Annotated in this window: 22 protein-coding genes; 12 read left to right on the top strand and 10 right to left on the bottom strand. The window is 61.8% G+C overall.

Annotated elements, in window-relative coordinates; all coding sequences use genetic code 11:
• The first annotated feature begins 95 nt into the window (after nucleotides 1–95).
• The 7 genes from FKG94_RS09870 (at nucleotide 96) to FKG94_RS09900 (ending at nucleotide 8,390) form a co-directional block, all read left to right on the top strand.
• Nucleotides 96–1,058, top strand: a complete 963-nt coding sequence (locus FKG94_RS09870; protein WP_142904047.1) for an AAA family ATPase — start codon at nucleotides 96–98, stop codon at nucleotides 1,056–1,058.
• 7 nt (nucleotides 1,059–1,065) lie between these two features.
• Complete coding sequence (locus FKG94_RS09875; protein WP_142904048.1) at nucleotides 1,066–2,004, top strand: DUF58 domain-containing protein; 939 nt, start codon at nucleotides 1,066–1,068, stop codon at nucleotides 2,002–2,004.
• Nucleotides 2,001–2,531 (top strand): DUF4381 domain-containing protein, encoded by a 531-nt coding sequence (locus FKG94_RS09880; protein WP_142904049.1) that lies wholly within the window; start codon nucleotides 2,001–2,003, stop codon nucleotides 2,529–2,531. Before FKG94_RS09875 ends, FKG94_RS09880 begins: the two co-directional genes overlap by 4 nt.
• Nucleotides 2,524–3,561, top strand: a complete 1,038-nt coding sequence (locus FKG94_RS09885; RefSeq protein WP_142904050.1) for a vWA domain-containing protein — start codon at nucleotides 2,524–2,526, stop codon at nucleotides 3,559–3,561. The genes FKG94_RS09880 and FKG94_RS09885 overlap by 8 nt, the downstream gene beginning before the upstream one ends.
• A gap of 106 nt (nucleotides 3,562–3,667) precedes the next feature.
• Nucleotides 3,668–5,551 carry a VWA domain-containing protein gene (locus tag FKG94_RS09890; RefSeq protein ID WP_142904051.1) on the top strand — a complete coding sequence of 628 codons (1,884 nt, stop codon included), beginning with the start codon at nucleotides 3,668–3,670 and terminating at the stop codon, nucleotides 5,549–5,551.
• A 282-nt stretch (nucleotides 5,552–5,833) separates the two neighbouring features.
• Nucleotides 5,834–7,609 (top strand): BatD family protein, encoded by a 1,776-nt coding sequence (locus tag FKG94_RS09895; RefSeq protein WP_246125069.1) that lies wholly within the window; start codon nucleotides 5,834–5,836, stop codon nucleotides 7,607–7,609.
• Nucleotides 7,610–7,667: 58 nt separating this feature from the next.
• A complete protein-coding gene (locus FKG94_RS09900) occupies nucleotides 7,668–8,390 on the top strand; it encodes a GGDEF domain-containing protein (protein WP_246125065.1) in 723 nt (240 codons plus the stop codon).
• A gap of 21 nt (nucleotides 8,391–8,411) precedes the next feature.
• On the opposite strand, the gene FKG94_RS09905 is transcribed toward FKG94_RS09900, so the two are convergent.
• Nucleotides 8,412–9,176 (bottom strand): sulfite exporter TauE/SafE family protein, encoded by a 765-nt coding sequence (locus FKG94_RS09905; protein WP_142904053.1) that lies wholly within the window; start codon nucleotides 9,174–9,176, stop codon nucleotides 8,412–8,414.
• A 573-nt stretch (nucleotides 9,177–9,749) separates the two neighbouring features.
• Here FKG94_RS09905 and FKG94_RS09910 point away from each other — a divergent pair.
• Nucleotides 9,750–10,298, top strand: a complete 549-nt coding sequence (locus tag FKG94_RS09910; protein ID WP_142904054.1) for a hypothetical protein — start codon at nucleotides 9,750–9,752, stop codon at nucleotides 10,296–10,298.
• A gap of 139 nt (nucleotides 10,299–10,437) precedes the next feature.
• Here the strand turns inward: FKG94_RS09910 and pepN are convergent, their stop codons facing one another.
• The 6 genes from pepN to FKG94_RS09940 form a co-directional block, all read right to left on the bottom strand.
• Nucleotides 10,438–13,110 carry an aminopeptidase N gene (gene pepN / locus FKG94_RS09915; protein ID WP_142904055.1) on the bottom strand — a complete coding sequence of 891 codons (2,673 nt, stop codon included), beginning with the start codon at nucleotides 13,108–13,110 and terminating at the stop codon, nucleotides 10,438–10,440.
• Between the two features lie 39 nt (nucleotides 13,111–13,149).
• Nucleotides 13,150–13,983, bottom strand: a complete 834-nt coding sequence (locus FKG94_RS09920) for a DUF2797 domain-containing protein (RefSeq protein WP_142904056.1) — start codon at nucleotides 13,981–13,983, stop codon at nucleotides 13,150–13,152.
• Between the two features lies 1 nt (nucleotide 13,984).
• Nucleotides 13,985–14,251 carry a YeaC family protein gene (locus FKG94_RS09925; RefSeq protein WP_179957581.1) on the bottom strand — a complete coding sequence of 89 codons (267 nt, stop codon included), beginning with the start codon at nucleotides 14,249–14,251 and terminating at the stop codon, nucleotides 13,985–13,987.
• 116 nt (nucleotides 14,252–14,367) lie between these two features.
• Complete coding sequence (locus FKG94_RS09930; protein WP_142904058.1) at nucleotides 14,368–15,210, bottom strand: rhomboid family intramembrane serine protease; 843 nt, start codon at nucleotides 15,208–15,210, stop codon at nucleotides 14,368–14,370.
• Nucleotides 15,211–15,213: 3 nt separating this feature from the next.
• Complete coding sequence (locus FKG94_RS09935) at nucleotides 15,214–16,218, bottom strand: metallophosphoesterase (RefSeq protein WP_246125066.1); 1,005 nt, start codon at nucleotides 16,216–16,218, stop codon at nucleotides 15,214–15,216.
• A gap of 39 nt (nucleotides 16,219–16,257) precedes the next feature.
• On the bottom strand, nucleotides 16,258–17,139 hold the full coding sequence (locus FKG94_RS09940) for an NAD(+) kinase (RefSeq protein ID WP_142904059.1): 882 nt from the start codon (nucleotides 17,137–17,139) through the stop codon (nucleotides 16,258–16,260).
• A gap of 144 nt (nucleotides 17,140–17,283) precedes the next feature.
• Here FKG94_RS09940 and FKG94_RS09945 point away from each other — a divergent pair, with 144 nt between their 5' ends.
• Entirely contained in the window at nucleotides 17,284–18,207 is a 924-nt protein-coding gene (locus tag FKG94_RS09945) for a DUF1853 family protein (RefSeq protein ID WP_142904060.1), read from the top strand.
• Here FKG94_RS09945 and FKG94_RS09950 read toward each other — a convergent pair.
• From FKG94_RS09950 to FKG94_RS09960, 3 genes are read right to left on the bottom strand one after another with little or no spacing between them, the layout of a single operon-like run.
• On the bottom strand, nucleotides 18,186–19,325 hold the full coding sequence (locus FKG94_RS09950; RefSeq protein ID WP_142904061.1) for a cyclic nucleotide-binding domain-containing protein: 1,140 nt from the start codon (nucleotides 19,323–19,325) through the stop codon (nucleotides 18,186–18,188). The genes FKG94_RS09945 and FKG94_RS09950 overlap by 22 nt on opposite strands.
• 18 nt (nucleotides 19,326–19,343) lie before the next feature.
• Complete coding sequence (locus FKG94_RS09955; RefSeq protein ID WP_179957573.1) at nucleotides 19,344–20,294, bottom strand: 1-aminocyclopropane-1-carboxylate deaminase/D-cysteine desulfhydrase; 951 nt, start codon at nucleotides 20,292–20,294, stop codon at nucleotides 19,344–19,346.
• 14 nt (nucleotides 20,295–20,308) lie between these two features.
• A complete protein-coding gene (locus FKG94_RS09960; RefSeq protein WP_142904063.1) occupies nucleotides 20,309–21,670 on the bottom strand; it encodes a hypothetical protein in 1,362 nt (453 codons plus the stop codon).
• 585 nt (nucleotides 21,671–22,255) lie between these two features.
• On the opposite strand from FKG94_RS09960, the gene FKG94_RS09965 reads away from it, so the two are divergent.
• The 3 genes from FKG94_RS09965 (at nucleotide 22,256) to FKG94_RS09975 (ending at nucleotide 26,207) form a co-directional block, all read left to right on the top strand.
• On the top strand, nucleotides 22,256–23,491 hold the full coding sequence (locus FKG94_RS09965) for an MFS transporter (protein ID WP_142904064.1): 1,236 nt from the start codon (nucleotides 22,256–22,258) through the stop codon (nucleotides 23,489–23,491).
• On the top strand, nucleotides 23,484–24,995 hold the full coding sequence (gene treA / locus FKG94_RS09970; RefSeq protein ID WP_218943490.1) for an alpha,alpha-trehalase TreA: 1,512 nt from the start codon (nucleotides 23,484–23,486) through the stop codon (nucleotides 24,993–24,995). The genes FKG94_RS09965 and treA overlap by 8 nt, the downstream gene beginning before the upstream one ends.
• Nucleotides 24,996–25,172: 177 nt before the next feature.
• The gene (locus tag FKG94_RS09975) at nucleotides 25,173–26,207 is read left to right on the top strand and encodes a patatin-like phospholipase family protein (RefSeq protein ID WP_142904066.1); all 1,035 of its coding nucleotides are present in this window, start codon (nucleotides 25,173–25,175) and stop codon (nucleotides 26,205–26,207) included.
• Nucleotides 26,208–26,239: the final 32 nt, after the last annotated feature.

Here is a 26,239-nt window from a genome sequence, read left to right on the forward strand (position 1 = left end):
TGAAGGTACTTGAACACTGCTGTTTTGCCATTAAAATTACGTTCCTAATCAACAGCTTGAACAATTTTCATCCAAATCACTTGAACCGGAAAACTATGAGCGATATTAACACTATGCAGCAGCTTCGGGAGTGGCTAAGTGGCCATATTATCGGCCAAAACCACCTCGTGGAACGGTTGTTGATGGCGTTGCTGGCCGACGGCCACCTGTTGGTGGAAGGGGCTCCGGGACTGGCCAAGACCAAGGCCATCAAAACTCTCTCCGACGGTATTGAAGGCAACTTTCACCGCATTCAGTTTACGCCCGACCTGCTGCCTTCGGACGTGACCGGTACCGATGTCTATCGGCAGGAAACCCACACCTTTGAATTCCAGCCCGGTCCCGTCTTTCACAACCTGGTGCTGGCCGATGAAATTAACCGGGCGCCGGCCAAGGTGCAATCGGCCCTGCTCGAAGCCATGGCCGAGCGCCAGATCAGCGTCGGGCGCCAGACCTATCCCCTGCCCGATCTGTTTCTGGTGATGGCGACCCAAAACCCGATTGAGCAGGAGGGCACCTATCCGCTGCCCGAGGCCCAGTTGGACCGCTTCCTGATGCATGTGGAAGTCAAGTACCCAAACGTAGAGGCCGAAAAACGCATTTTGCAACAGGTGCGTCTAGAGGCCGGTGACAGCCCTGTGCCGGCAGCGCCGACCCGCCTTAGTCAGACGGCCCTGGCGCAGATGCGCCAGGCGGTGCTGGACCTGCATATGGCCGACACCGTTGAGGACTATATCGTACAGTTGACCATGGCCACCCGGGAACCGGCCGGCGTGCATGCGGAGCTTGCCAACTGGATCGAGTTCGGCGTCAGCCCCCGCGGCACTATCGCGCTCGACCGCTGCGCCCGCGCTCACGCCTGGCTGCAGGGCAACGACTTCGTCAGCCCGGACAATGTACAGGCCGTTATTCACGACGTGTTTCGCCACCGCCTGCTGCTCACATTCGAGGCCGAGGCCAACGGTGTTCAGGCCAACCAGGTTATCGATACACTGGTCAGCCAGGTGGCGGTGGGTTAGACCGGCCATGGACCCCCTCGACACCTTAAGCCCCTCGGGTGCCTATACCGACATCGACACCCTGCTGCGACTGCGATTTGCCGCCGGTGAACTGGCACTGTTCGCCCGCCGCCCCAGCGCCGCCGTGATCAGCGGCCAGGTGCGCACCCGTTTTCGCGGCCGCGGCATGGAGTTCGAGGAGGTGCGGCCCTATCAGCCCGGCGATGACATTCGCAGTATCGACTGGCGCGTAACCGCCCGCACCCAGGCGGCCTACACCAAGCTCTACCGGGAGGAGCGCGAGCGCCCGGTGTTCGTCTGGGTCGACCAGCGCGCGCCGATGTTTTTCGGCAGCCGCGGCTGTTTTAAATCGGTGCTGGCCGCCCACCTGGCCAGTCTGCTGGGCTGGGCTGCGTTGAACAACAGCGACCGCATCGGCGCCCAGGTGTTCGGCGATCGGGATCACCACGATATCCGCCCGCGCCGCAGCAAACACGCACTGCTGGAACTGATTCATCAATTGCACGAGAGCAACCATCGCCTGCACACACCGGTCGCCCCCGCCGGCGGCAAGCGACTGGAGGATATGCTGGCCGATGCGCGCCGGGTATCCAAGCCCGGCAGTGCGGTATTTCTGATCAGTGACTTCCACGATTTTACCCGCGCCTGCGAAGAGCAGTTGTTTCAGCTCGCCCGGCACACCGACATTACCCTGTTTGCCCTTGCCGATCCGCTGGAGAGCAGGCTGCCCGACACCACCCGACTCACGGTCAGTGACGGGCAGCGCCGCCTGCCCGTCGACACCGCCGACCCGCAGCTTGCGCAAGCCTTTTCCCAGCGCTACCAACAGCGCCGCCGGGCGCTGCAAAAAACCTGCGCCGCACTGGCGGTGCCGCTGGTGAGTGTCGCTACCGGCGATGACCCGGTAGCCCTGTTGCGCGGTCTGTACGGGAGAAAACGCCGGTGACCCAAACCGTGCCCGCCAACCCCACCCAGCCGCCGATCCCCAACCTGCTGGATATCGAATTGCCCGACCCGGTTACCCTCTGGCCGCCGGCACCGGGCTGGTGGCTGGTAGCCGCCGCCGGCTGCACCCTGTTGCTGTGGGCGGCGCTCAAACTGCGCGCCTATTGGCGTCACAATGCTTACCGCCGGGCTGCCAAGGCAGCGGCGCTGGCAGCCTGGCGGGATTACGAATCCGATCGCGACGGCGCCCGCTACGCGCGGGCCCTGAACCGCCTGCTCAAACGCACGGCACTGGCCGCCTACCGCCGCCCGCTGGTAGCGAAGTTGAGCGGCGAAGCCTGGGCGAACTTCCTGGCCAGTACCGCCGGCTCCCAGACCCCGTCGGCCGCCATGCTGGCGTTCTTACGCTCCGCCCCCTACCGCACGGCAACAGACCCGGCCAATACCGCCGAATTGAACGAGATTCACCGCCTCGCGCTGGGTTGGATCAAGCACCACCGCCCCACCGCGGAGTTTCCCTATGCTTGAGTTGCAATGGCCCTGGGTGCTGTTACTGTTGCCGCTGCCGGCGCTGGTCTATTTCCTGATGCCGGCCAACAAACGGGAGGAGGCCGCGTTACTGGTGCCCTTCTATGACACCCTGGCGGGCCTCGAACGCGGTGGCCAGACCCGCAGCGGCGCCGGTCGCTGGTCGCTGGGGCTGCTGCTGGGCATCTGGCTCGCCTGTGTGCTGGCGGCGGCGCGACCGCAGTGGATCGGCGCCCCCATCGCGCTGCCCGCCAGCGGCCGCGACCTGCTGCTGGCGGTGGATATTTCCGGCAGTATGGAAACCCGGGATATGCAGGTGGCCAACCAACAAGTGGATCGCCTGTCGGTGGTAAAACGGGTGGTGGGCGAATTTGTCGAACGCCGCAAAAGCGATCGACTGGGCCTGGTGCTGTTCGGCACCCGGGCCTATCTGCAGGCGCCGCTCACCTTCGACCGGGTCACGGTCAACCGCCTGTTGCAAGAGGCGCAGTTGGGCTTTGCCGGTGAAAAAACCGCCATCGGCGACGCTATCGGCCTGTCCATCAAACGCCTGCGCGAGCGCCCGGAATCGAGCCGGGTATTGATCGTGTTGACCGACGGCGCCAATACCGCCGGCGAGGTGACACCGCTGCGGGCGGCAGAACTGGCGCAGCAGGCGAAGGTCAAAATATACACCATCGGCATTGGGGCCGACGAGATGGTGACACCGGGTATCTTCGGCGGTACCTTTGGCGCCCGGCGTATCAACCCCTCCATCGACCTTGACGAGGAGAGCCTGAAACGCATCGCCGAGCAGACCGGCGGGCAATACTTCCGGGCGCGGGACCCGGCGCAGCTGCGGGACATTTACCTCGCCCTTGACCAACTCGAACCGATCGAGCAGGACAACGAGGTCTTTCGCCCGACCCGTGCACTGTTCCACTGGCCGCTGGGTCTGGCGCTCCTGCTCAGTTTCGGGCTTGCCGGGCGGCAGCTGTACCGGCGGCGCCCGGCTCGGCAAAGTGGTGGAAAACTCGTGTTGGAAAAATAAGACTCGTGTTGAAAAAAAGAGTGGTGCAACAGTAGTAACGGAAAAATGGTGGTCACTGACAAGTGCTAGATTACATGTCGACTGACAGATAGCGGTGTAGCAGCCAATGTTTGACACAATGAGCGATTTTCACTTTTTACGCCCCTGGTGGCTGGCGGCGCTGGTGCCCGCCTGCGCGCTGATCTGGCTGTTGCAGCGCCAGTCGCGCACCGCCACGTCCTGGGCCGACCTGATTGCCCCGGAATTGCTGCAACACCTGCTGGCCGGCACCCTGTCGAAGCGCCAGCAACTGCCCTTCTGGGCGCTGGGGCTGGCGTGGCTGATCACCGCCGTCGCCCTGGCCGGCCCCACCTGGGAGAAGCTACCGCAACCGGTGCACAAAACCGAATCGGCACTGGTCATTTTGCTGGACCTGTCGCCGTCGATGCTGGCCCAGGATTTAAAACCCTCGCGCCTGGTCAGGGCCAAACACAAATTGACCGACCTGCTCAACAAACGGGTAGAGGGTGTCACCGCGCTGGTCGCCTATGCCGGTGAAGCGCATGTGGTGACACCCCTGACCGATGATACCCGCACCATTGACAGTCTGTTGCCGGCCCTGCACCCGAGTGTGATGCCGCTCAGCGGCAGTAATACCGAGATGGCGGTGGAGCTGGCGCTGCAGCTTTTCGACGATGCCGGTATCCGCCGCGGCCGCCTGCTGCTGGTCACCGACGGCGTGGAGCCCGAGGCGCGGGCCACCGTGAAGGAACGCCTGCGGGACGGGCGTTTCACCCTGTCGGTCATGTCGGTCGGCACCGATGAAGGCGCGCCGATTCCACTCGGCAACGGCGGCTTTGCCAAGGATCGCCAGGGCGGCATAGTGGTGGCGCGGGTCGGCAGCGGGCAACTGCGCGATATGGCCCAGGCGCTGGGCGGTGTCTACACCCCGCTGTTGCCCACCGATGCGGATATCAAACGCCTGTCCGAGCCGCCGCTGCCGTTCGCTGACGACACCCGCGAGTTGCAGCGGGAATTCGATACCTGGAATGACCTGGGCGCCTACCTGGCGTTGTTACTGTTGCCACTGGCGGCACTCTCGTTTCGCCGCGGCTGGCTGCTGGCTGTCACGCTGGTGACCGTGCCGCTGCTGCAGCCGGCGCCCGCCCGCGCCGATCTCTGGGACGATCTCTGGCAGCGCCCGGACCAGCAGGGCCAGGAGAGTCTCCAGCGCGGCGATGCAGAGGCCGCCGCGCAACAGTTTCGCGATCATCGCTGGCGCGGCAGCGCCCATTACCGCAGCGGCAACTATGAAGCCGCGGCCGAGGCCTTCGCCAACGGCGATCGGGCCGGCGATGCCTACAACCGCGGTAATGCCCTGGCGCAGGCGGGGCAACTGGACGCCGCCCTGGAAGCCTACCGGGAGGCACTGGAGAAAGACCCGCAATTGGAGGCTGCCAGGCACAACGCCGAGATCGTGGAGGCACTGAAAAAACAGCAGGAACAACAGCAGAACCAAAATCAGCAAGGCGGCCAGGACCAGACCGACGGCGAGCAACAGCAGTCCGACGGCGGCCAGGCGGGACAACAGCAGTCTCAACAGCAGTCTCAGGGACAGCCGTCACAGGACGGCCAGCCACCCCAGGGCGGCAGCCAGCCGCAAAACCCAGCCCCCGATGAAGCGGGCCGACAGCGCCAGGAGCAGACACCGGCAGGCGAGCAGCCGCCCCCGGCGTCCGGCGCTGAGTCGAAGGCAGACTCACAGGCACAGCAAGCGGCCGGCGAATTGCAGCCAGAGGACGGGGAAGACCAGGCCGGCACCGTATCGACAGCCTCCGGCACCGGTGACAGCGAGCGGGAACAGGCACTGGAGCAGTGGTTGCGACAAATACCCGACGACCCGAGCGGACTGTTGCGGCAGAAGTTTCAGCACCAATACCGCCAGCGCCGCAAAGAATACCGGGCCGGCATCTGGCAACCGCCTGAAAACAAGGCCAATAAACGCTGGTAATTGCGCAGCCTTTGGCCCGACTCACAACAGGTAACAGGACCGTTAAAGTGGACATCAGCCTCGCAACAGCCGATCCGTCCGGAAATCCGGCCCCGACGCTATCAGACCTCGACGGCATCGAGTTTTCGGCGCATGGAACGCCGGCGACATCGAATCCCGACCGAATCGTACCTTTGCAGTCGGACCTTTGCAGTCGGACCTTTACAGTCGGACCTTTACAGTCGGACCTTTGCGCAAGACGTTTAAACAACACCTTTGATTAAGACAGGACCTTTGACAACAGTGGCCTCACTCATCCAGGTATCACCAGCGGCAATCCCGCGGACATCTTCACCGGCACGCGCGGGCCGCCTGCGCAGCGCCGCCGTTGCCCTGCTGTTGCTGGCGCAGGCGGCGCTGGCCGGGGCCGTAGAACTCAGTGCCAGTGTGGATCGCAAGAAAATCACCTTGGAAGACTCGGTGACACTGACGATTCGCATCAACGAGCAGAGCAGCTCGGGCCGGCCGGATTTTTCCGAACTCGGCGCCGATTTCGAGCTGCTCTCCGCACCCAGCGAGCGCAGTCAGTACCAGGTCATCAACGGGCGCGTGAGTTCGTTCACCCAATGGCAGATTCAACTGGCGCCGAAACGCGTCGGCAAGCTGTTGATTCCGTCGTTCGAGTATCGCGGCGCGTTCAGTGATGCCATCGAAATCACCGTGCTCGACCCGGTCGCCGGGCGCCGCGGCAACCAGGCGGATATTTTCCTGGAAGCGGAAATCGGCAAGTCCGCCGTCTATGTACAGGAGCAGCTTATCCTGAACGTGCGGCTGTTCACCTCGGTCACCCTGCAAAGCGTCAAGAGCCAGGACATCCGCCTGCCGGGCGCACGGGTCGAGGAGATCGCCGACCACCGCTACCAGCGCAATATGGCCGGCAAAACCTATGCGGTGGTGGAATCCGTCTACGCGGTATTCCCGCAGTCGAGTGGCGAGTTGACCATTCCCGCCCTGACCTGGTCGGTGACCACGGCCGGCAACCGCAGCAGTTTCTTCGGCCCCAGCGGCGGCAGCATCAAACGCCTGCGCAGCCAGCCGCTGAACGTCGAAGTACGCCCCCGGCCCGCGACCTACCCGGCGGACCAGCCGTGGCTGCCGGCCGAAGATGTGGCCCTGGTGCAGAGTTGGAACCGCAACCCCGATGCCTTCACGGTGGGAGAACCTATCACACGCACCCTGGAACTCAGCGCCCGCGGCTTGACCGCCGCCCAGTTGCCGCCGCTGCCAGCGGGTAATATCGACAGCATCAAGGTGTATCCCGAGCAACCACAGAGTGAAGACTTCAAGTCCGCTGACGGCATCCGCGGGGTGCGGGTGGAAAGCCAGGCGCTGGTACCCACTCAACCGGGCCAGGTCACCCTGCCGGCGGTGGTGGTGACCTGGTGGGATACCGCCAACGACCGCCAGCGCGAAATCACACTGCCGCCCCAGGTTATCGACGTGGCACCGGCGGCGGCCACCGGCACCGTCGCCGCCATGACCCCCGCCGCCACTGCGCCGGCGCCCGGCTCCACGGTTGCAGCACCGATCACTACCGCGGGAAGCTTGTGGGCCTGGCAAGTGGCCACGGCGCTGTCAGCCTTGTTGGCATTGCTGTTTGCCTGGCTCTGGCGCCGCGCCGCCGGCCCACAGTCGGCGGCGCCTGCAGACACCCCGCGCGGCAACGCCGTCGACACCGAAGCCAAGGCGTTCCAGCAACTGCGCGCGACTTGCAGTAACGGCGAACCACGGGCCATCCGCCGGGCGCTGCTGCAATGGGCGCAACTGTATTGGCAGGAACCGCACCTGACCCGCATCGCCGATCTGGCGGCGCGACTGGCGGATGACGAAGCCAGCGCCTGCTGTGCCGAGTTGGAGGCTCTGCTCTATGCTGAAAACTCCGGCAGCGGCAATGTGCGGCAACTGTGCAACACCTTGCTGGCGTGCCTTGCGCGACTGCGGGCACAGCGGCCCGCCGCCGCGAAAGCGAGCCGCCGCGGCGCCGACCCGGCGCTGCCGGAGCTGTACGCCGCGGGCTGAGCCAAACGACCACTTGTCAGTCCGTTTTTAACAGAACTACACTAGAATAATTATAATTATGACGCACAACAGCGGGACGATTGACACCAATCTTATGAAGGATCGGGAAACAATACCCCTGGTTTGTCCGGTCGGCGAGAGCCATTGCGCCTTCCTGGACGAGTTGGCCCGGCTACGGCAGCAAAACCGCGAACTGGCCGAACAGGTGCGCACTGACACCCTGACCGGCGTATTCAATTACCGCCACTTGATCCAGTCGCTGGAACAGGAAATCGAACGCACCCGGCGCTCTGCCCAGCCCACCACTCTGATTATGTTGGACCTCGATCACTTCAAGCTGGTCAACGACACCTGGGGGCACGATACCGGCAATGCCGCACTGGTCAACGCCACCGCGGCGATTCGGGGCGCGGTGCGCAAACTGGATGTGCCCTGCCGCTACGGCGGCGAGGAGTTCGCCGTGGTCCTGCCGTCCACCAGCCTGCTGATGGGCATTCAGGTGGCGGAGCGGCTGCGCAATACCATCGTCAACAGTCCGTTGCGCATCGACGACCAGGTGATCCGATTAACCGCCAGTTTTGGCGTCGATGTATTTGCCCCCGGCGATACGGAAACCCCCGAGGCGTTCCTCAAGCGCACCGATCAATACCTCTACCAGGCCAAGCAGAACGGGCGCAACCGGGTGTGCCACGCCATAGACGCGCGCCTCAACACCGGCACCAGTATCAGCCAGGCAGAACGCGATGCGCTGTTGGGCGGGGATGACGAGACCGATAGCTGACCGGCGCAGCGCCCGCGGCAGTCAGTGACCGGTGAACAGCGCCGCCAGACTGACCGCCACAGTCATCACCAACAGGAACCATTTCAACGTCTGCTGGCTGATGCCAATGGCCACCTTCACAGCCACGTAGGCGCCCACCATGTTACCCGCCGCCAGCACCAGGCCCGGCACCCAGGCGATTTGATCGCGGGCGATAAACACCACCAGTGCCACCGCCGTGAATACCGCCGTGCAGAGCATCTTCAGGGCATTGGCGCGCACCAGGTCGTAGCGCAGGCTGCCGGCCAGCGCCGCCAGCAGGATAAAGCCGACCCCCGCCTGCACGAAGCCGCCGTAAAAACCGGCCGCGAACAATGCCGCCACCGCCCCCGGCCGGCCACCTACCGGCAGCGCCGCGGTGCCGGGAGGTGGCGCTATCACCGCCGGACGGATCAGGATCACCAGCGCCATGGCGATCATAGCGCCCAGCAACAGGGGCTTGAGCAGCCAGTTGGGCAACACCGAGGCACTGGCGGCGCCGACCGCCCCGCCGATCAGCATCGGTGCCAGGATCGCCACCAGATCGCCGCTGGCAAGTTTGCCGTACTGCCTGAAGCCCCGGACCGCCACCAGCGACTGCAGGAACACTCCGACCCGATTGGTGGCATTGGCGACGTCGGCCGGCATACCCAATACCATCAGCGCCGGCAGCGTCAGATTCGAACCGCCTCCGGCCAGTACATTGATGACACCGGCCAACAGGCCGGTCCCGAGCAACAACACAATATCGGTAACAGCGAGCGCCATGAGTTTGTCAGGTCAGGAAGTGGGCGACAGATGATAAGCGGTCACAGCGGTTTTGCAACCATGACCGCCCCCCGGGCGATTTTTACTGTTACCGGTATCCAAACGAACCCACGCCGAACCAAAATGTGAACTGTGTCAAGAAATTGACATCCAGCAGTTTGTATACTGCCAGTCGACCAAAACAACAACTTTCGTACTCACGGCATCCGCAGACCATTCTGATACCGGCAGTCCCGATCTGATATGAAGGCTTTTCAGCGAGAAAAAGCGGTCGCGATTTTGGAAATCCGCCCATCCCCGGTGCACCGCGACAATCGCCTGTGCTGAGGGCAATACGATAAAGCGGCCATTTATTGAGTGACATCAAGCCGGCGCCAGGGTCGGCTATAGTATTTTAACGATGTGAAGCAAACTAACGCGGTATCCGGGCGGTAGCTTCCCTGCGCCACCGCCGGGTCGACTGTCGCCACACCGGAGTGCGAGTTGGAACGGGAAAACGGCACAAACAACCGCAACAAAGAAGCAGGTGCCGCCGGCCGGCGCCTGTAACGGGTCAGAGACAAGCGAGACACTATGGCAAACTACCAGTTAATCTGGAATCTTCATGGTATACATTACAAAGACAAGGCCGTTAATTTTTTACAGCGCTTCGAAGATTCGCTGTGTGTATTCTCCGGCGCGGTGAGCCAGGTCTACGCCAACTACAATATCTGGCCGATCACCGCCGACAACAGCAAACTGCTGGTGCTGCCCAACCCCAACGCCCATCACGATATCTTCCAGTCGATTGACAGCGATGCCGTTGTCAGCACCGGGCTGTATATCCTGCCCGGTGAAGTGGTGGGTAAGAAAGGGTTGTTTCTCTCCCACAAAAGCCGCCTCAACGGTAAACTGAAAGTCACACCGCTGGCCCAGGGGCTGGAAAAAGTAGCGGCCAAGACGGACACTCCGTTTTTACCGGTTATCACCAACAAGGATTTGAAAGAGCTCAACCGCAAGAGCCCGATCCTGCATCTGCATCGCCTGCTCCCCGAGCGACTCGAGAGCCACTCGCAGTTCGACGTGCGCACCATCTGCGGCACCATCGAGGAGAAGATGCACAAATACCTGGCCTGCGCCTGACCCGGGTGCTGTACACAGGGCATGCCGGTGCTCCCGGAGGTGATGTCACTGCCGCCATCCAGCAGTGCCGTCACCGGCGCTGTCCCACCGCTGTCATCATCCGCACTGCCGGCTGCGGCCACCGTGCCGGTGGCGCCGCTCAGCGGAGACTTTTGCTGACCACTTCGTAAACATCTTTCGACAGATCCGGTTCGATCAAAATCCGCTCCAGTTCCGACTTCATCAGGATCTGTCGCTGCGGGTCGTACTTCTGCCACTTCGTCAGCGGCGTGGTCATACGCGCGGCGATTTGCGGATTGAGGCGGTTCAGGACAATGATCTGGTCGGCCAGAAAACGATAGCCGGCGCCGGATTTCAGGTGAAAGTTGATCGCGTTTTGATTGCAGAAGGTACCGATCAGCGCGCGCACCTTGTTGGGGTTCTTGATGTCGAATCCCGGGTGTTGCAACAGCGCTTTGACCCGCGCCAGCCCCCCCGGTGCCACACAGCCGGCCTGTACCGATAACCACTGATTGACCACCAGCGGCTCGTGTTGCCAGCGCTGGTAAAACGCCGCCAGCGCCGCCGTACTGGCGGCAGTGGCGGCGGCGGATGTGCCGTTCACCAGGCAGGCCAGGGCCGCCAGGACGTCGGTCATATTGTCGGCCTGTTCAAACTGCGTGCGGCACAGCTCCAGACTGTTGTCGTCTTCCCGCAACGCCAGGTAACCCAAAGCGGTGTTTTTCAAACTGCGCCGGGCAATAGCGCCGGCGTCCGCGCGGTAGGCCTCGTCGCTGCAATTGCCGTGGTAGACCCGTTCCCACTGTTCGGCCAATGCCAGTGCCAGCGCTTTGCGCAGGTGTTGGCGCGCCGCGTGTATGGCCTCCACGTCAACGGTGTCGGCCAGTTCGCTCAGATAAGCCTCGGTGGGCAACCGCAACATCAGCGCCACCATGGCCCGATCGAGACTGTCATCGTCGAGTAGCTCGCGGTGGGCGCTGAGCAGTCGCGGGTCGGCCGGCTCGCGGTGCAATTCACCGGTTTTACCATAGCGGTCGATCAGGTCGCCGATCACCGCCACCCCCAACTGCTGGCTGGCGTCCCAGCGACAGAAGCCGTCGCTGTCGCGGCTCATCAGGCGCATCAGATCGTCGCGGCTGTAATCGTAATGCAGTTTTACCGGGGCGGAAAAACCGCGCAACAACGAGGGCACCGGTTTTTCCGCCACGCCTTCGAATACGAACGTCTGTTGCGGTTTGGTGAGTTCCAGCACACAACTGCCCTGATCCGCCTCGCCAGTGCCTGAGTCGGAGCCGCGCAACCGCAGCGCCAGGGGACCGGCCTCGCCCACCAGTCCCACGGCCAGCGGGATGTGAAAGGCCAGCTTGGTTTCGCTGTCCGGCGTCGGCGGACAGGATTGACTGACGGTCAGGGTAAACTCTTCCCGCCCGGCGTCGTAAACACCGTCGACCTCAAGCACCGGCGTGCCGGCCTGGGAATACCAGCGTTTAAACTGACCCAGGTCGCGACCCGAGGCATCCTCCATCGCCTTGACAAAATCGTCGATAGTCACCGCCTGGCCGTCGTGGCGCTCGAAATACAGGTCCGAACCGCGGCGAAACTGCGCCGCTCCCAACAGGTTGCGAAGCATGCGCACCACCTCGGCGCCCTTTTCATAGATCGTCAGTGTGTAGAAGTTGGATATCTCGATAAACGACGCCGGTTGCACCGGGTGCGACATGGGCCCGGCATCCTCGGCAAACTGCAGGGTGCGCAACAGCGACACATCTTCCACCCGCTTCACCGTAGGCGAGCCCATGTCGGCGGAAAACTCGGCATCGCGAAAGACGGTGAACCCCTCTTTCAGACTCAACTGAAACCAGTCGCGGCAGGTGACGCGATTGCCGGACCAGTTGTGAAAGTACTCGTGGGCCACCACGGCTTCAACGCGCTGGAAACCGGCATCGGTGGTCGTCTCCGGTTTGGCCAGTACGCAGGAGGTGTTAAAAATGTTGAGGCCCTTGTTCTCCATCGCGCCCATATTGAAATCGTCCACCGCCACGATCATAAAAATGTCGAGATCGTATTCGCGCCCGTAGACTTTTTCATCCCAGGCCATGGCATTTTTCAGCGACGCCATGGCGTGATCGCATTTATCCAGGTCTTTGGCCTCGACAAAGATGCGCAGCGTTACCTCCCGGCCGCTGCGGGTGGTGAAGGTATCGTCAAGCGCGCAGAGATCGCCGGCCACCAGGGCGAACAGGTAAGCGGGTTTTTTAAACGGGTCGTGCCACCGGACCCAGTGGCGGCCGCCATCACCCTCACCGCGATCGACCAGATTGCCGTTGGAAAGCAGCACCGGGTAGCGGCTGCGATCGGCGTCGATGGTGGTGGTAAATTCACTCATCACATCGGGCCGGTCCAGGTAGTAGGTGATTTTCCTGAACCCTTCCGCCTCGCACTGGGTGCAGTACATCGAGTGCGATTTATACAGGCCTTCCAGGGAGGTGTTTTGCGCCGGTTTGAGGCGGGTTTTACAAGTGAGTTTGAACTGCGCCGGCACCTGCGGCAGCGTCAACAGTTCGTCGGTGAGTTGATACTCCCGGGGCGCCAGGGGGCGGCCGTCGACGGCCACCTCGATCAGTTCCATGTCCTGGCCGTGCAAGACCAGCGGCGCGCCCGCGGCGGCCTCGGCGTTGCGTCGCAACATCAGCTCGGCGGTCACGTCCGTCGCCTCCTCGGCCAGCGAAAAGTGCAGGTCGGTCTTGTCAATCCAGTAGTCCGGAGCCCGATAATCGCGCAACAAAATGGCGCGCGGTTGGAAGTCTTTCATCACTGTATCCTCAAACCTCCGCCCGGCGGCGACGGGCCGCTACGCTGTTTCAGCGGCCAGTTCGACATGATAGGAGGTAAATTTTCTGATATTCAAAACGCCGGTATCCAGCAACAGATACTGGCCCTTGATGCCCAGCAACCGGCCACCGGCGACCGGCTGTTTATCAAAGTTATGGGTGCTGATTTTGGCCGGGTACTCGAGCACCGGATAACGGATATCCACCGCCGTCGCCGCCAGCGCCTGCACCGCCTGCACACCCCAGCGCTGTTGTAAATCCTCGATAACCGACGCCGCCTCGCACAGCAGTTGCCGCCCCAGTGAGACCAGGTCTACCGCACCGGCCTCCCCTTTCAACATCGCCCGCCAGTTGGTTCTGTCGGCCACGAACCGGCGCAGAAAGGCCTCTACCAGTCCCGACTGCTGTCGCGTCTGCACCCGCAACAACGGCAGCGCCTGCACCGCTCCCTGGTCGATCCAGCGCACCGGTACCTGGGAGGCGCGGGTAATACCGACTTTCGGACCGGAGGAGTTGGCCAGGTAAACGATATGGTCGGTCATACAAAAGCGCGTGCCCCAGTCCGGTTCGCGGCAGGTGCCCTGCGCGAAGTGGCACTTCTCCGGGCTGACGATGCACTGATCACAGCGTGCCAGGCGCTTGAAGCAGAGGTAGCAATACCCCTGGTTGAAGCTCTTGCGGGTGGCTCGCCCGCAGTGCTGACAAGCGATCGCGCCGCCGTAGCGCAACTCCAGCGAGCCGCCCAGGTAGCGGTTCAGGGGAACGAGGGTGTCGTCGAGCGGCAGCGCGTAAGTGACAGGTTCTTGCAGTTCCACCTGCATTTTGCGCAGGTGACCGGCGGCGATAACATCCATGCTAGTGCCAGTTCAGGGGCTGCTCGGCGTCGGGCCCGGCCAGCTCGCCGCTGCCGCCACAGTGGGAATGGGTCTTCGGGGGAATATAGCCGCTGCGCTCGTGCTCCGGCAGGTGCTTGACCTCGTAGGCGATCACCGCCTGCAGGCTGAGCTGGCGCTGCTCGCGGGTCAGGGGGCGGCCGTCAGGCCACTTGCCCAGCTCCACCGCCCGCTTCAGGTTGGCGTAGACCTCGGGGGTCAGTGTGTCGAGCAACTCATTGAAATCCATCACTAAAATCCAAATTCCTCCACCGGCACGACGGCGGTCGTGCGATTAATCACCAGCGGCATCCGGCAACACCTGGTCGCCAGCGCGCTAAGTATAGCAATCGCCCTGCGCGCCGACTACGACTGTGACGCCTGCCGCCGCGCCGACCAGGTCCCGGCGATAACCCCCACCAGTAAACCGGAAAAATGCGCCGCGTTGGCGATGCCCACCTGCGCCACCCAAGTCACCACCCCGGACATACACAGCACCAGCCAAAACAACATAAAACCGATGTAACCGGACGGCAGCGCCAACTGTGACACCGGCGCCAGGCGCTGGCGCAACCAGATATAGCCGATAAACCCATAAATCACGCCGGACATGCCGCCGAACGTCACCGGGCGACTCCAAAGATACTGGCAGGTGTTGGACACCACCGCGGTGAGGATGATGAAGCCCAACAACCGCCAGGGGCCCATAAAGCTCTCCAGCTTTTGACCCAGCACCCACAACCACAGGCTGTTGAAGACAATATGGAAAATGCCGAAGTGCAAAAAAATTGGCGTCACCAGCCGCCATAGCTCGCCTTGCTGAACGACCCGGGGAGCCTCGTAGGTGAGGAAGTAAAGCCAGCCCAGGGTACCGTCCAACTCCACGAGCAGGGCACCGCAAATACTCAACACCATCAGGCTCAGGGTCAGGGGCAACTGCTGCCAGGACCGGGCCAGTCGCGCCCAGGGTGGCGCCGCCGGCAGCGCGGGCGCGGCGCTCGGGTTCACCTCGATGACGATATCGCCGGCGATAAAACGCCGCAGTAACTGCTGCAGCGGCTCCGCATCTTCGCGCCGCTCGACCCAGATCACCTGCCGCCCCACCTCCTCGGTCACCCGGTGGGCGATCCGCTGCTGGTACAGATAGCGGCTCAGATCACCGAGATCGACGTCGGCCGGTACGGCAGTGACTTTTACCCAATCTCCCAAGCGTTAGACCTCCTGCGACCACTGCGGCGGATCGACATAGACCCAGACGAACTTGTCGGTGCGCAACTGCGACTCACCGTCATAGCGATAGGCCACCAGGCGTCCGTACTTGACAGCACTGTAGTCCAAACAGGCGATATTGGGCCGAATCGGTCGGGGGCGACCCTGCAACCAGTAGTGTCCGACAAACAGCGGCGGCTCGGTGGCCCCGTAAGTCAGCAGCTTGGCGCGGTCGGCGCGACTGATGGGCCGATCGGCGATATCGTCCGGCAGCGGATCGGGCTGGAAGGCGACATCGCGGTATGTCTGCGGGTCCTGCGCCCAGAATTTGGTGCGGAAAAAGTGCCGCTGATAACCGTCGCGACTGTGCATGACACCGCCGCCCGGTATTCGCATATCCGTGCCGCGGGTAAGTCGGTCCATGACCTGACCGGCAAAGGAATCTTTCTCCATGGATGCAATGACAAAGTCGCGATCGACGCGGTTGTCGGCAAAGCGCTCGCGGTAGGTCTCGATCAGGGTCGCATCCCAGCAGGCGTGTACGACGCGGAAACTCTGCCGCTCGACCTGCTCCTCCAGAAACAGCGGCAAGGTGAGAAACCAGTCGAGAAACCCGCGCCAATCCTCCGGGTAGTTGGCGAACTGTTCCAGCGTCTCGGCAATCAGCCGGTTGTGCCGCTCATTGTGCTCGCGCAGGTAGGCGTGACCGCTGCCGGGGGGACCCGGCGTCGTATAGCCCAGGGCGTTGTACTCATGATTGCCCATCACCATCTGCGCGGCACCGCCCTCGACCATATCGTAAACAAGGTGCAGGGCTTCGCGAATACGCGGTCCGCGGTCCACCACATCGCCGACAAAAATGGCCTGGCGCCGGCGATGCCGGTAGACGCCGTCGCGCCGGCTGTAACCCAGACGTTGCAGCAGAAGCTCCAGCGTATTACTGCAACCGTGGACGTCGCCGATAATGTCGTAACCCTGAAACGCTTTGGCTATCACGCCATACCTCAAACCGTACACCCGGCTCCTGTATGTAATGCAACGATAATGTCAGTTCACCAGGTGACTGCCCCACCCGAGTTTGTTGCGGCATATTTCGTAGAAATTATGGTTGAGTGGATGAATCAAATGTAGCTTATGGGGCTTTTTGTGCACGTGAATTTCATCGCCGGGTTCGGTGACCACATGGGTTTGCCCATCGCAGGTGACATGGGGATAAGCGGTGTTCTGCTCTCCGATCAACAGGCGAATTTCGGCGTTGCCGTCGACGACGATGGGCCGGCTGCTGAGTGTGTGGGGGTACATCGGCACCATAACGATGGCATCCAGTTTGGGGTGCATGATCGGCCCGCCGCCGCTCAGCGCATAGGCGGTCGAGCCGGTGGGGGTCGACACGATCATGCCGTCGGAGCGCTGGCTGTAGACAAACTGACCATCGATATACAGTTCAAACTCGATCATGCGGATAAATTTGCCGGGGTGAACCACCACATCGTTCAGCGCTTCACCACCGCCGATCAACTGTCCGTTGCGCAACACCGACATATCCAGTAGAAACCGGCTTTCCATCATGTACTTGCCGGCCAGCACTTCACCGACCTTGACCTCGATTTCCTCGGGGGTGATATCGGTGAGAAAACCGAGCCGGCCGCGGTTGACGCCGAGCAGCGGCACATTGAACTTGGCCAGCAGCCGCGCCGCCCCCAACAGGCTGCCGTCGCCGCCGACGACAATCACCAGGTCGCAGGATTTGCCGAGATCGTCGCGGGTGACAGTTTCCATGGTTTGATCCGGCAATACCGAGGCGGTCTCCTCATCCAGGATCACCTCGCTGCCCTGGGTCTGCAGAAAATGAATCAGGCGCTTAAGGGAGTAGACTGCCGTCTCGCTGCCCAACCGGCCGATCAGTCCGATCCGGGTGAATTCCGCCATAATAATCTGTCTCTGCAAGTCGGCCCCGCATTATAGCGGGAAATGTTAGAATCGGCACACCTGCAGACCGTCTCGACATAACCCCAACGCCGGTGGTACCGACCTGCAACGCCGGCGCGGCACCAGACCAGGAGCAACCCGGCCTTGATTTGGAATGTGTATCACCAGCCGCAGGTGAGGGACCTCGCCTGGTGTCTGTTCAGCCCCCCGCTGATGGCGCAACTGCCCGCCCGGCACGCCATCGACATCGACGCACGCACAGCGGATACCGCGCAGCGGCGGTGGCTGAGTCAGCTCGACAAGGCACCCGCCCCGCTGCTGCAACACCTGGCGGATCGCCCGACCCGCCGGCTCGGTATCTACTTCGAGAACCTCCTGTCTTTTTTTTACCGGTCATCGCTGTGCCGGCAGTGCGACCAACTGAGCCTGCGGGCGCAGAATTTACAGATTGCCGAAGGCGGTAAAACGCTCGGCGAATTCGACTTCCTGCTGCAAAGCCACGCATCCGCACAGGTCTTACATACCGAAGCCGCGGTTAAATTTTATCTCGGGACACCGGCTGCCGGCGCGGCGGCAAGCGACTGGCGACAGTGGCTCGGGCCGGGCTGTCGCGACCGCCTGGATATCAAACTGACGCACCTGATCGACCGCCAATTGCAACTGTCGCGGCAACCGGCGGCGCAGGCGATACTGCGCGCGCGGGATATAGACCCGCAGCAGGTTACGCCGCTGGCATTGCTGCGGGGCGTGTTGCTCTACCCCGCACACACCAGCGTGCCGGCCCCGACCGGCGCGCACCCCGGACACCTGCGCGGCACCTGGCACTACCTGGAAGATTTTTTGGCCCGGCAACGTCCGCACGGCTGGGAGTGGTTGCCGCGCTTGCGCTGGCTGGCACCGACCCACCCGGGGCAGGCCGTTCTTTACAGCGCTGCCGAGGTGCGCCAACACCTGCTCGAACACTTCACCAAACAGCGCCAACCGGTGATGTTGCGCAACCGGACTGCGGCGGCGCCGGACCCGCAGTTGCATATGATCGTCCCCGACTACTGGCCCTGGACCACCTGACCATTGCGCAGCACATAACTGTGTTCGGTCTCGCGCAGGCGTGCCCAGGACTCCGCATCGAGTGCATGGATACCTTCAGCCAGTGCCAGCGTCTGAAAGCCCTGCTGGTTCAGCAGATAGGCCGCGGCGCGGCCGCGGCGCCCGGTATTGCAATAGATAACATAGCGGGTCGCCTGATTTAACAGCCGCGATTTGATCCGCAGCAGGTTGAGAGGAATATTGACCGCCCTGTGTACATGACTGCGCGCGTACTCCTCTTCGGTGCGCACATCGATCATCACGGTACCCGCCGCCACTTCGCCGGCCAGTTGCGAGCCCTCGAGCGTATCGACCTCCGGCTCGCGCAGCAACAGAATAAAATCTTTTTTCTCCAGCCGCATCACCACACCGCCGGTCTGCATAGTCACTGTGGCGTTGCGCACTGCCGCGTTCACCAGCGCGTCCTCGCCGAAACAGCGACCGGGACCGATATCGGCCAGCGGCAGCGGCTTGCTGACGCCGTCCGGGGAACGGGTAACGCTGGCGCTGCCTTCCTTAATAAAGTAACAACCGTCGCCGATCTCGCCCTGGCGCAGTATCACCTCACCGGCATCCACCACCATCGGCGAGAGCCGTGAGAAAATTTGTTGCACATTGATCGGCGGCACTTTGAAAAACAGGTTCGACTTTAACACTGTCATCATCCAGTCGACATCTTCGTCCAGGTCGCGCTGGTAGGCTATGTCGACCAGCAGGTATTCGCTGATCTGGCTCCAGGCCAATAATTTGTCGAGCGCCTCGCTGTCGAGGCGCAGGATACTGCAATCGGTTTTTGCCACCGCCGTGGCCGCGCGGCGGCGCCGGTGGGCCAGCGGGTAGAGCTGGGTGCGGGCCGAGGCAATCGTCGAGCGGCCAGCCCCGTCCGCCAGCGCCACATCGCCGTGCAGCAGATAAACGTGAGTGGCATCGCGACTGTCCCGCTCGAACAGCACCTGCCCGGCACATACAGTAAGCACGGCACCCGTATCCAGCAGCGCCGCTAAATGGTTTTCGCTCATGCTCTTGAGAGGAACCAGCGACCGGGTCAGCGCCAGTTCGGGCCGGCTGGGCACAGGGCCGGATTGCGGTGCGTTTAACATGACTGATAATTCACAGATTCAATCGAGGTCAAAGCCCCGGCGTCCCTGTAACCCTCCCGTATGAATGACAACGATACGCGCCCTCTTCTCAAACTTGCCGAGACTGGCTAAACGCGACAGTCCCCAAAGCATTTTCGCCGTGTAAACCGGGTCCAAAAATATACCCGTGTGGGTTTCAAACGCCGCCATAAAGGCACGCAGGTCGGGCGGGAACTTGGCGTAGCCGCCGCCGTGAAAATCCCGGTGCAGGACCCATCGCGCGGCAGTGGCGCCCAACTCTTTCAATATAGCAGTTATTCGCGCCTCGAGGCTATCCTCGCCGCCGGGGTTTTCCTTGAGCACGGCAAAGCCGTGGGCCAACACCTGGGCGGGCAGCGCCGAGGCAATCCCGGCCAGGGTCGCGCCGGTGCCGCAGGGCACACACACGTGGTCGACGCCGCCCGGCACCTGGGTCAGAATACCCACCGCCAGGGCCCGGCAGCCGAGTGCGCCCAGGCGATCACCGCCCCCCTCCGGCACGCAATAAAACTCTCCCCAGCGTTGCGCCAGGCGCGCCTGCAGCGCTGCGGTGTGTTTTTCACGGTAATCGGCGCGGGAGAGAAAATCCAGGCGCATGCCCCAGGCCTCGGCGTCGCGCAGCGTGGGACTCAGTTGCCGCGGCCGCTCGCCGCGAATCACACCGATGGTGGCGAGTCCCAGGCGCTGGCCCATGGCGGCAAGTGCATGAATGTGATTGGAATAGGCGCCGCCGAAACTCAGGATCTGCCGCGCGCCCTGCCCGCGGGCCAGGCGCAGATGCTCGTACAGTTTGTAGTATTTGTTGCCGGAGCAGGCGGCATCCACCAGGTCTTCGCGCTTGATAAATACCTGCAGGCCAGCCGCCGTGAAGTCCGGCCAGTCGATCGGTTGCAGGGGTGTCTGGGCCGCGGCTTGTTGTGGTGATAGCAGGTCGGTGTTGGCCGTCAACACAGGCGGGGGTGGCCCTAAACCACGGCCAGGGTAGTCACATTGGACTGGTGTTCGTAGCAGCGATCACTCTCGCCACTGTGAAAGTCGGCGGGGGATTCGACCCGCGTCACCAGCGTCCCGCACAATTCGCCCTGCTCGTTGAGCGCCTGGCAAGTGGGCGCGGTGTAGTGGGCCAGCCAACCTTCGTATTGTTTTTCACCGACACCGCAGCGCTGCGCGGCATAGGCGGTGGGGTTCTCGAGGTAGGTGGACATATCACTGAGTGGGATGGTCATATGGCCGGCGCCGGGGTGAAAGGCCACAAAACTGATGCCGCTGCGGTTCATTTTGTCAAGCAACTGGTCGGCGCTGTCCGACAGCAATTGCTGATTTTCCTGGCGCAGGCGGGAGATCTCTTCGTTGAGATTGCCCACCAGTTCATTGCGATAGGTCAACTCGACCTCGCGCATCTGCAGCATTTCTTTCAGCTCGGTGGTAGCCGCCTCGATCTTGGCGTCCAGTTCCATTTCGAAATTGGTTTTCAGCGTCTGTAACTGGGCGATCTCGATAGACTTGGCGGTTTTCAGCTTGTGCTCGAAGTACTCGCGCACGCCCTCTATTTTTGCCGCCTGCCCATCGATGGTTTGCTTCAACTGCTGGTTGCGCTGCTGCTCGTCGCTGTGGAGCTGGCGTATTTGCTCGATTTTTTCCTGGTGCTCCTGAATGCGGCGCTGGTGCTCGAGCTGCAATTCCTGCAATTCCTGCTTGCGCTTGGAATCCAGTGTCAGAATGCGCAGGCGCTGCTCTTTCAGTGTTTGCGCCATGCGGTCGCGAAACTCCTGCTCGAGCTGGCGTTGCAGTTTCTGACTGATATGGCGCTCCAGCGCGGCCGGTTCGATAATCTGAGTCGGGGGTGCAGCGGCGGCCGGGGGCGGCTCGGGCGGCGCCTCTTCGACGACCTGCAAACCCAGCCGGTTGCGCTGTACGCCCTTGCGCAAAATCACGAAATTGTTGGCGCCCGGTTGCATCTCCGGGTCCCACAACTGTTGTTGATGCCAGGCCACCGGACACTGGCTGCGACAGGCCAGGCGAATCGGACCGGCACCCAGATCGGGGCCTCTGCCGGCGGTGTCGGCGAATTGTTCCAGTGGGATATTCCAGCGCTTGTCGGCAAAGCCGCGGGGATCGAAATCGATCAGGAAGAATACCGCAGCGGTGATTTTCAACTGCGGATTAACCCGCAAAAAAACCGCTTTAACCGTATCGCCCGCCTTCTCCGTTACCGGTACAAAGCCGTCCAATATGGCTTCGAACTCGGCATGCAGCATTTCCCGCACAATGGCATTGTGTTCGAAAAACAATACAGCTTGCGTCTGCGCGCCTGGTTTTGCTGCCATAAATCGAGGTCCGTCGCGGCGGTCCGCACTAGCTACTGGGATCTCAGAGTAAACGGAGTGGTTTAAGCGCCAATCAGTCCCTGGCGTGACCTGCTAACCATCGGGTTCTCGAGACTATACCGACTTATTATTGACCACAATTACCGCAGGCGCTGTGACAGGATCATCACTTTATAGATTAAAACTTAAGCATTTGATACAAACGTGGGGGTTTTGAGCATAAGTAACAAACAGCAACAGGGACCCGTGACCGGCGCCGGGTCAGAGGTCTACACAGTCATCCAGCCAGGTCTCGTCCGCTTCATCGTCCGGCAGGTCCACCAAGTCCCCTTGCAGCAGTTCTTCCAGATAGTCTTCCATAGTTACGCCCTCCGGCGCGCTGTTACAGTTGGCACGGAAAAGTTACAACAAGCAGATGACAGTGATATGACGAGCAACAGGCCGCGCTCTGCGCTCACTATCACCCTGTCCGGGCACAACTGAAATGCATTTCAAAAAAGGATTGAAATGCATTTCATATCATCGTAATGTAAATAATCGAACACCCCGCCAGCGGCGGTATCGGAAAGCAGCCGGAACCCTGACATGAGCAACCTTCCCATCAAACTGTCGCTGTTTATCAACTATTTCCTGTTCGCCATCCTCCTCAACAGCGTCGGCACGGTCATCCTGCAGGTGCAGAACAGCTACGGCGTCACCGAGTCGGCTGCCAGCGTCCTGGAGGGCTTCAAAGACTTGAGCATTGCCCTGACGTCGTTCCTGGTGGCCTCCTTTATCGCCCGTATCGGCTACAAGCGCAGTATGCTGTTTGCCCTGGGCTTCATCGGCCTGGTGTGCCTGCTGATGCCCCAGGTGCCGGCGTTCTGGATGACCAAACTGCTGTTCGCCGCCATCGGCGTCAGCTTTGCGCTGGTCAAGGTATCGGTGTTTGCCACCCTGGGCCTGGTGACCGGCAGCCGCAGGGAACACGTCAGCACCATGAATTTCCTGGAGTCGTTTTTTATGGTGGGGGTGATGTCGGGGTATTTTATCTTCAGTGCGTTTATCGACGATGCCGACCCCGGCGCCGAGCGCTGGTTGCAGGTCTATTACCTGCTCGCCGTGCTGGCGTTTGCCGCCCTGGCGCTGCTTCTGTTTGCCCCGCTGGACGAAGCCGGCGTCACGCCCGAGGCCGGCCGCCCCCTGCGGCGGGAGTTTACGGATATGATGGCACTGGCGATCAAACCGCTGGTGTTGGTTTTCGTGATCAGCGCTTTTCTCTACGTGTTGATCGAGCAGAGCATTATGTCCTGGCTGCCCACCTTCAACAGCAGCATTCTCAATCTGTCCACGTCGCTCAGTATTCAGATGGCCAGCATCCTGGCGGCCGCCACGGCCTGCGGGCGCTTTGCCGCCGGTGTGGTGCTGCGGCGCTATCACTGGTTCGGGGTGCTGGCAGTCGGGCTGGCGCTGGCGGCGGCGCTGGTGCTGGTCAGTCTGCCCCTGGCCGGCAACAGCGGCGGTGCGCCGGTCACCAGTTGGTTCGATGCGCCCCTGGCATCGTTTGTGTTCCCGCTGATCGGGTTGTGTATTGCGCCGGTGTACCCGGCAATCAACTCGGTGATTCTCTCGGCGCTGCCGGTACATAAACACGCACCCATGTCCGGCCTGATTGTGGTGTTCTCCGCGCTGGGTGGTACTACCGGCTCTCTGGTGACCGGCCACCTGTTCGAGGCCTTTGGCGGTAAAACCGCGTTTTATTTCTCGCTGCTGCCCATAGCGCTGTTATTATTCGCGCTCTATTTGTTCAAACGCCAAACCGATGATGTACCCAATGGCTGAATACCCAACCCCCGATCAGTTGTATGCAGAGTTGTTTGAAGCGGTACAGTCCGGACATCTCTTTGCCGATTCCAAAACCTTTGTCGATGCGGTGCCGAAAACCGACGCCGCCACGATCAATCGCGCCTTTCGCGAGCAGGTCGGCCAACCGGGCTTTGCGCTGCCGGCGTTTGTCGAGGCCAACTTCGATTTACCGGCAACCACAGCCAGCGGGCTGGCACCGGATAGCGGGCGTCCGGTGCGCGACCATATCGAACAGCTCTGGGGACTGCTGACACGGGTGGCCGAAAACGACAACCCCAACGCTTCACTGATCGCACTGCCCCACCCGTTTATCGTGCCCGGCGGACGGTTCCGGGAAATTTATTATTGGGACAGCTACTTCACCCTGCTGGGGCTGGCAGCCTCAGGTCGCACCGACCTGGTCGCGCATATGGTCGCCAACTTCGCCTACCTGATCGACACTATCGGCTTTATCCCAAACGGCAACCGCAGTTACTTCTGCACCCGCTCCCAGTTGCCGTTGTTTGCGTTGATGGTCGAACTGCTGGCCGAGACAACGGGCGATGAAAACGTTTACCGGCGTTTTCTCCCGCAACTGGAACAAGAGTATCGCTTTTGGATGGACGGGTCAGCGCAACTGACCGACAACCTGAGCACTGCCCGGCGCGTCGTGGCAGTGGACGGCGGCCACCTCAATCGCTTCTGGGACGACAGCGACCTGCCGCGCCAGGAGAGCCACAGCGAGGACCTGGCACTGGCGGCCCGCAGCGCCCGCCCGGCGGCGGAACTTTACCGCGACCTGCGCGCCGCCTGTGAATCGGGCTGGGATTTCAGCGCCCGCTGGCTCGCCGACCCGCAGGACCTGGGTTCGATTCGCACCACTGAAGTGATCCCGGTCGATCTCAATGCCGTGATGTACAAACTCGAATCGGTACTGGCCCACAGCCATCGCCTGCAGGGAGATAAACAACGGGCGGCCCGGTTCACCGAGCGCGCCGCCCAGCGCCGGCACCTGCTGCAAACCCGTTTTTTCGACGCCCAAACCGGCTGCTTTACCGACTTGCTGCTGCCGGATTTGCGGCCCTCTACCACCTTGTCGCTGGCCATGGCGTATCCGTTTTTCTTCGAGCTGGCCACCCGGCGGCAAGCGCAGCAGTTTGCACAAAAAATGCAGTCGGCGTTTTTAAAACCCGGCGGCTGGGTAACGACTTTGATCGACAGCGGCCAACAGTGGGATTCTCCCAACGGCTGGGCACCTCTGCAATGGGTCACCTACACCGGCTTATGCAACTATGGTTTCACCGCCGAAGCCCGCGCCGGCGCACGCCGGTGGGTGGACAACAATCTCGCGGTTTACGGCAGCACCGGCAAACTGCTGGAGAAATACAACGTCGAGCAAGTCGGGCGGATCGCCGGCGGTGGCGAGTACGCCGTGCAGGACGGCTTCGGCTGGACCAATGGGGTATTACTCAGGTTTATGGATCAATTGGGGATACCGTAAAAACACGGCGCCCGTATCACACTGTCAGTCTATTTCTCCCGGTATCGATCTTATCAATTTTCCCGGCGACCAGTGACTCAGTTGTTACCCGGACAGGTAATCGATATGCTTGTGCGCATATCGGCAACCAGAAACAGTGATAGCCACAGGGATAAACGCAAAGGTCAATTGCCTGCCATGTCAGATCGCGACCAAGACGGCGATAAAGAGACAGACACGACGGAGTCGGCGCCACCGATCCTCCCCCGCCAGACTACCCGGGACAAAAAAATAGCGCTGGCCCTCGGCAGCGGCTCCGCCAGAGGCTGGGGACATATCGGGGTGATACGGGCGTTGCACGATGCCGGTATCGCCCCCGATATCGTCTGCGGATCGTCCATCGGCGCGCTGGTCGGTGCCAGTTATGCCAACGGCCGGCTCGCCGACCTGGAAACCTGGGCGAGAAGCCTGACCACCTGGAAGATGGTGCGTTTCGTCGACGTTCGCATTACCACCGCCGCCATGATCGACGGCGGCCGCCTGCGCATGGAATTAAGTGAGGTCATCGCCGATCAGGATACACTGATAGAAGACCTGCCGATCCGCTTTGGGGCGGTGGCGACAAAACTGTTGTCCGGCCGGGAAATTCAGTTTACCCAGGGCTCGCTGCAGGAAGCCATCTGGAGTTCCGCCGCCATTCCCGGTATCCTGCCGCCGGTGCGGCTCGACGATGAGTGGCTGGTGGACGGCGGCGTGGTCAACCCGGTGCCGGTGAGTCTGTGCCGCACCCTGGATGCCGACCTGGTTATCGCCGTCAATCTCAATGGCAATATCATCGGCGCCCGCGGTGGCGATGCCAAAAAACGCAGTGCCAGACCCGCCAGGAAACACAGCGGCGGCAAGGACGGGAGGGAAGACTCCTTCTCGAAATTCAAAGAGTCCATTATCCGCCACCCGCTCTATCCCTTTCCGCTCGAAGAACCTGAAGACATCAAGGCCGGTGTCAAACCGCCGGGTATGTTCGAGGCCTTTGCCGATGCCATCAATATTATGCAGGACCGGATTACTCGCAGCCGCATGGTGGGCGACCCGCCCGATGTCTTGATCGCCCCCCATATGGCCGGCATCTGGATGATGGACTTTACCCGGGCAGCCGAAGCGATCGATATCGGTTATGCCAGCGTGGAGCGGCTGCTGCCGGAAATTCTGCACCAGATAAAAATGGCGAAGTAATTGGCGATCAGCCCAAAAAAAGCGGTAAAGCC

The sequence above is a fragment of the Exilibacterium tricleocarpae genome (assembly GCF_007004655.1).
In the GTDB taxonomy this organism is placed as follows: domain Bacteria; phylum Pseudomonadota; class Gammaproteobacteria; order Pseudomonadales; family Cellvibrionaceae; genus Exilibacterium; species Exilibacterium tricleocarpae.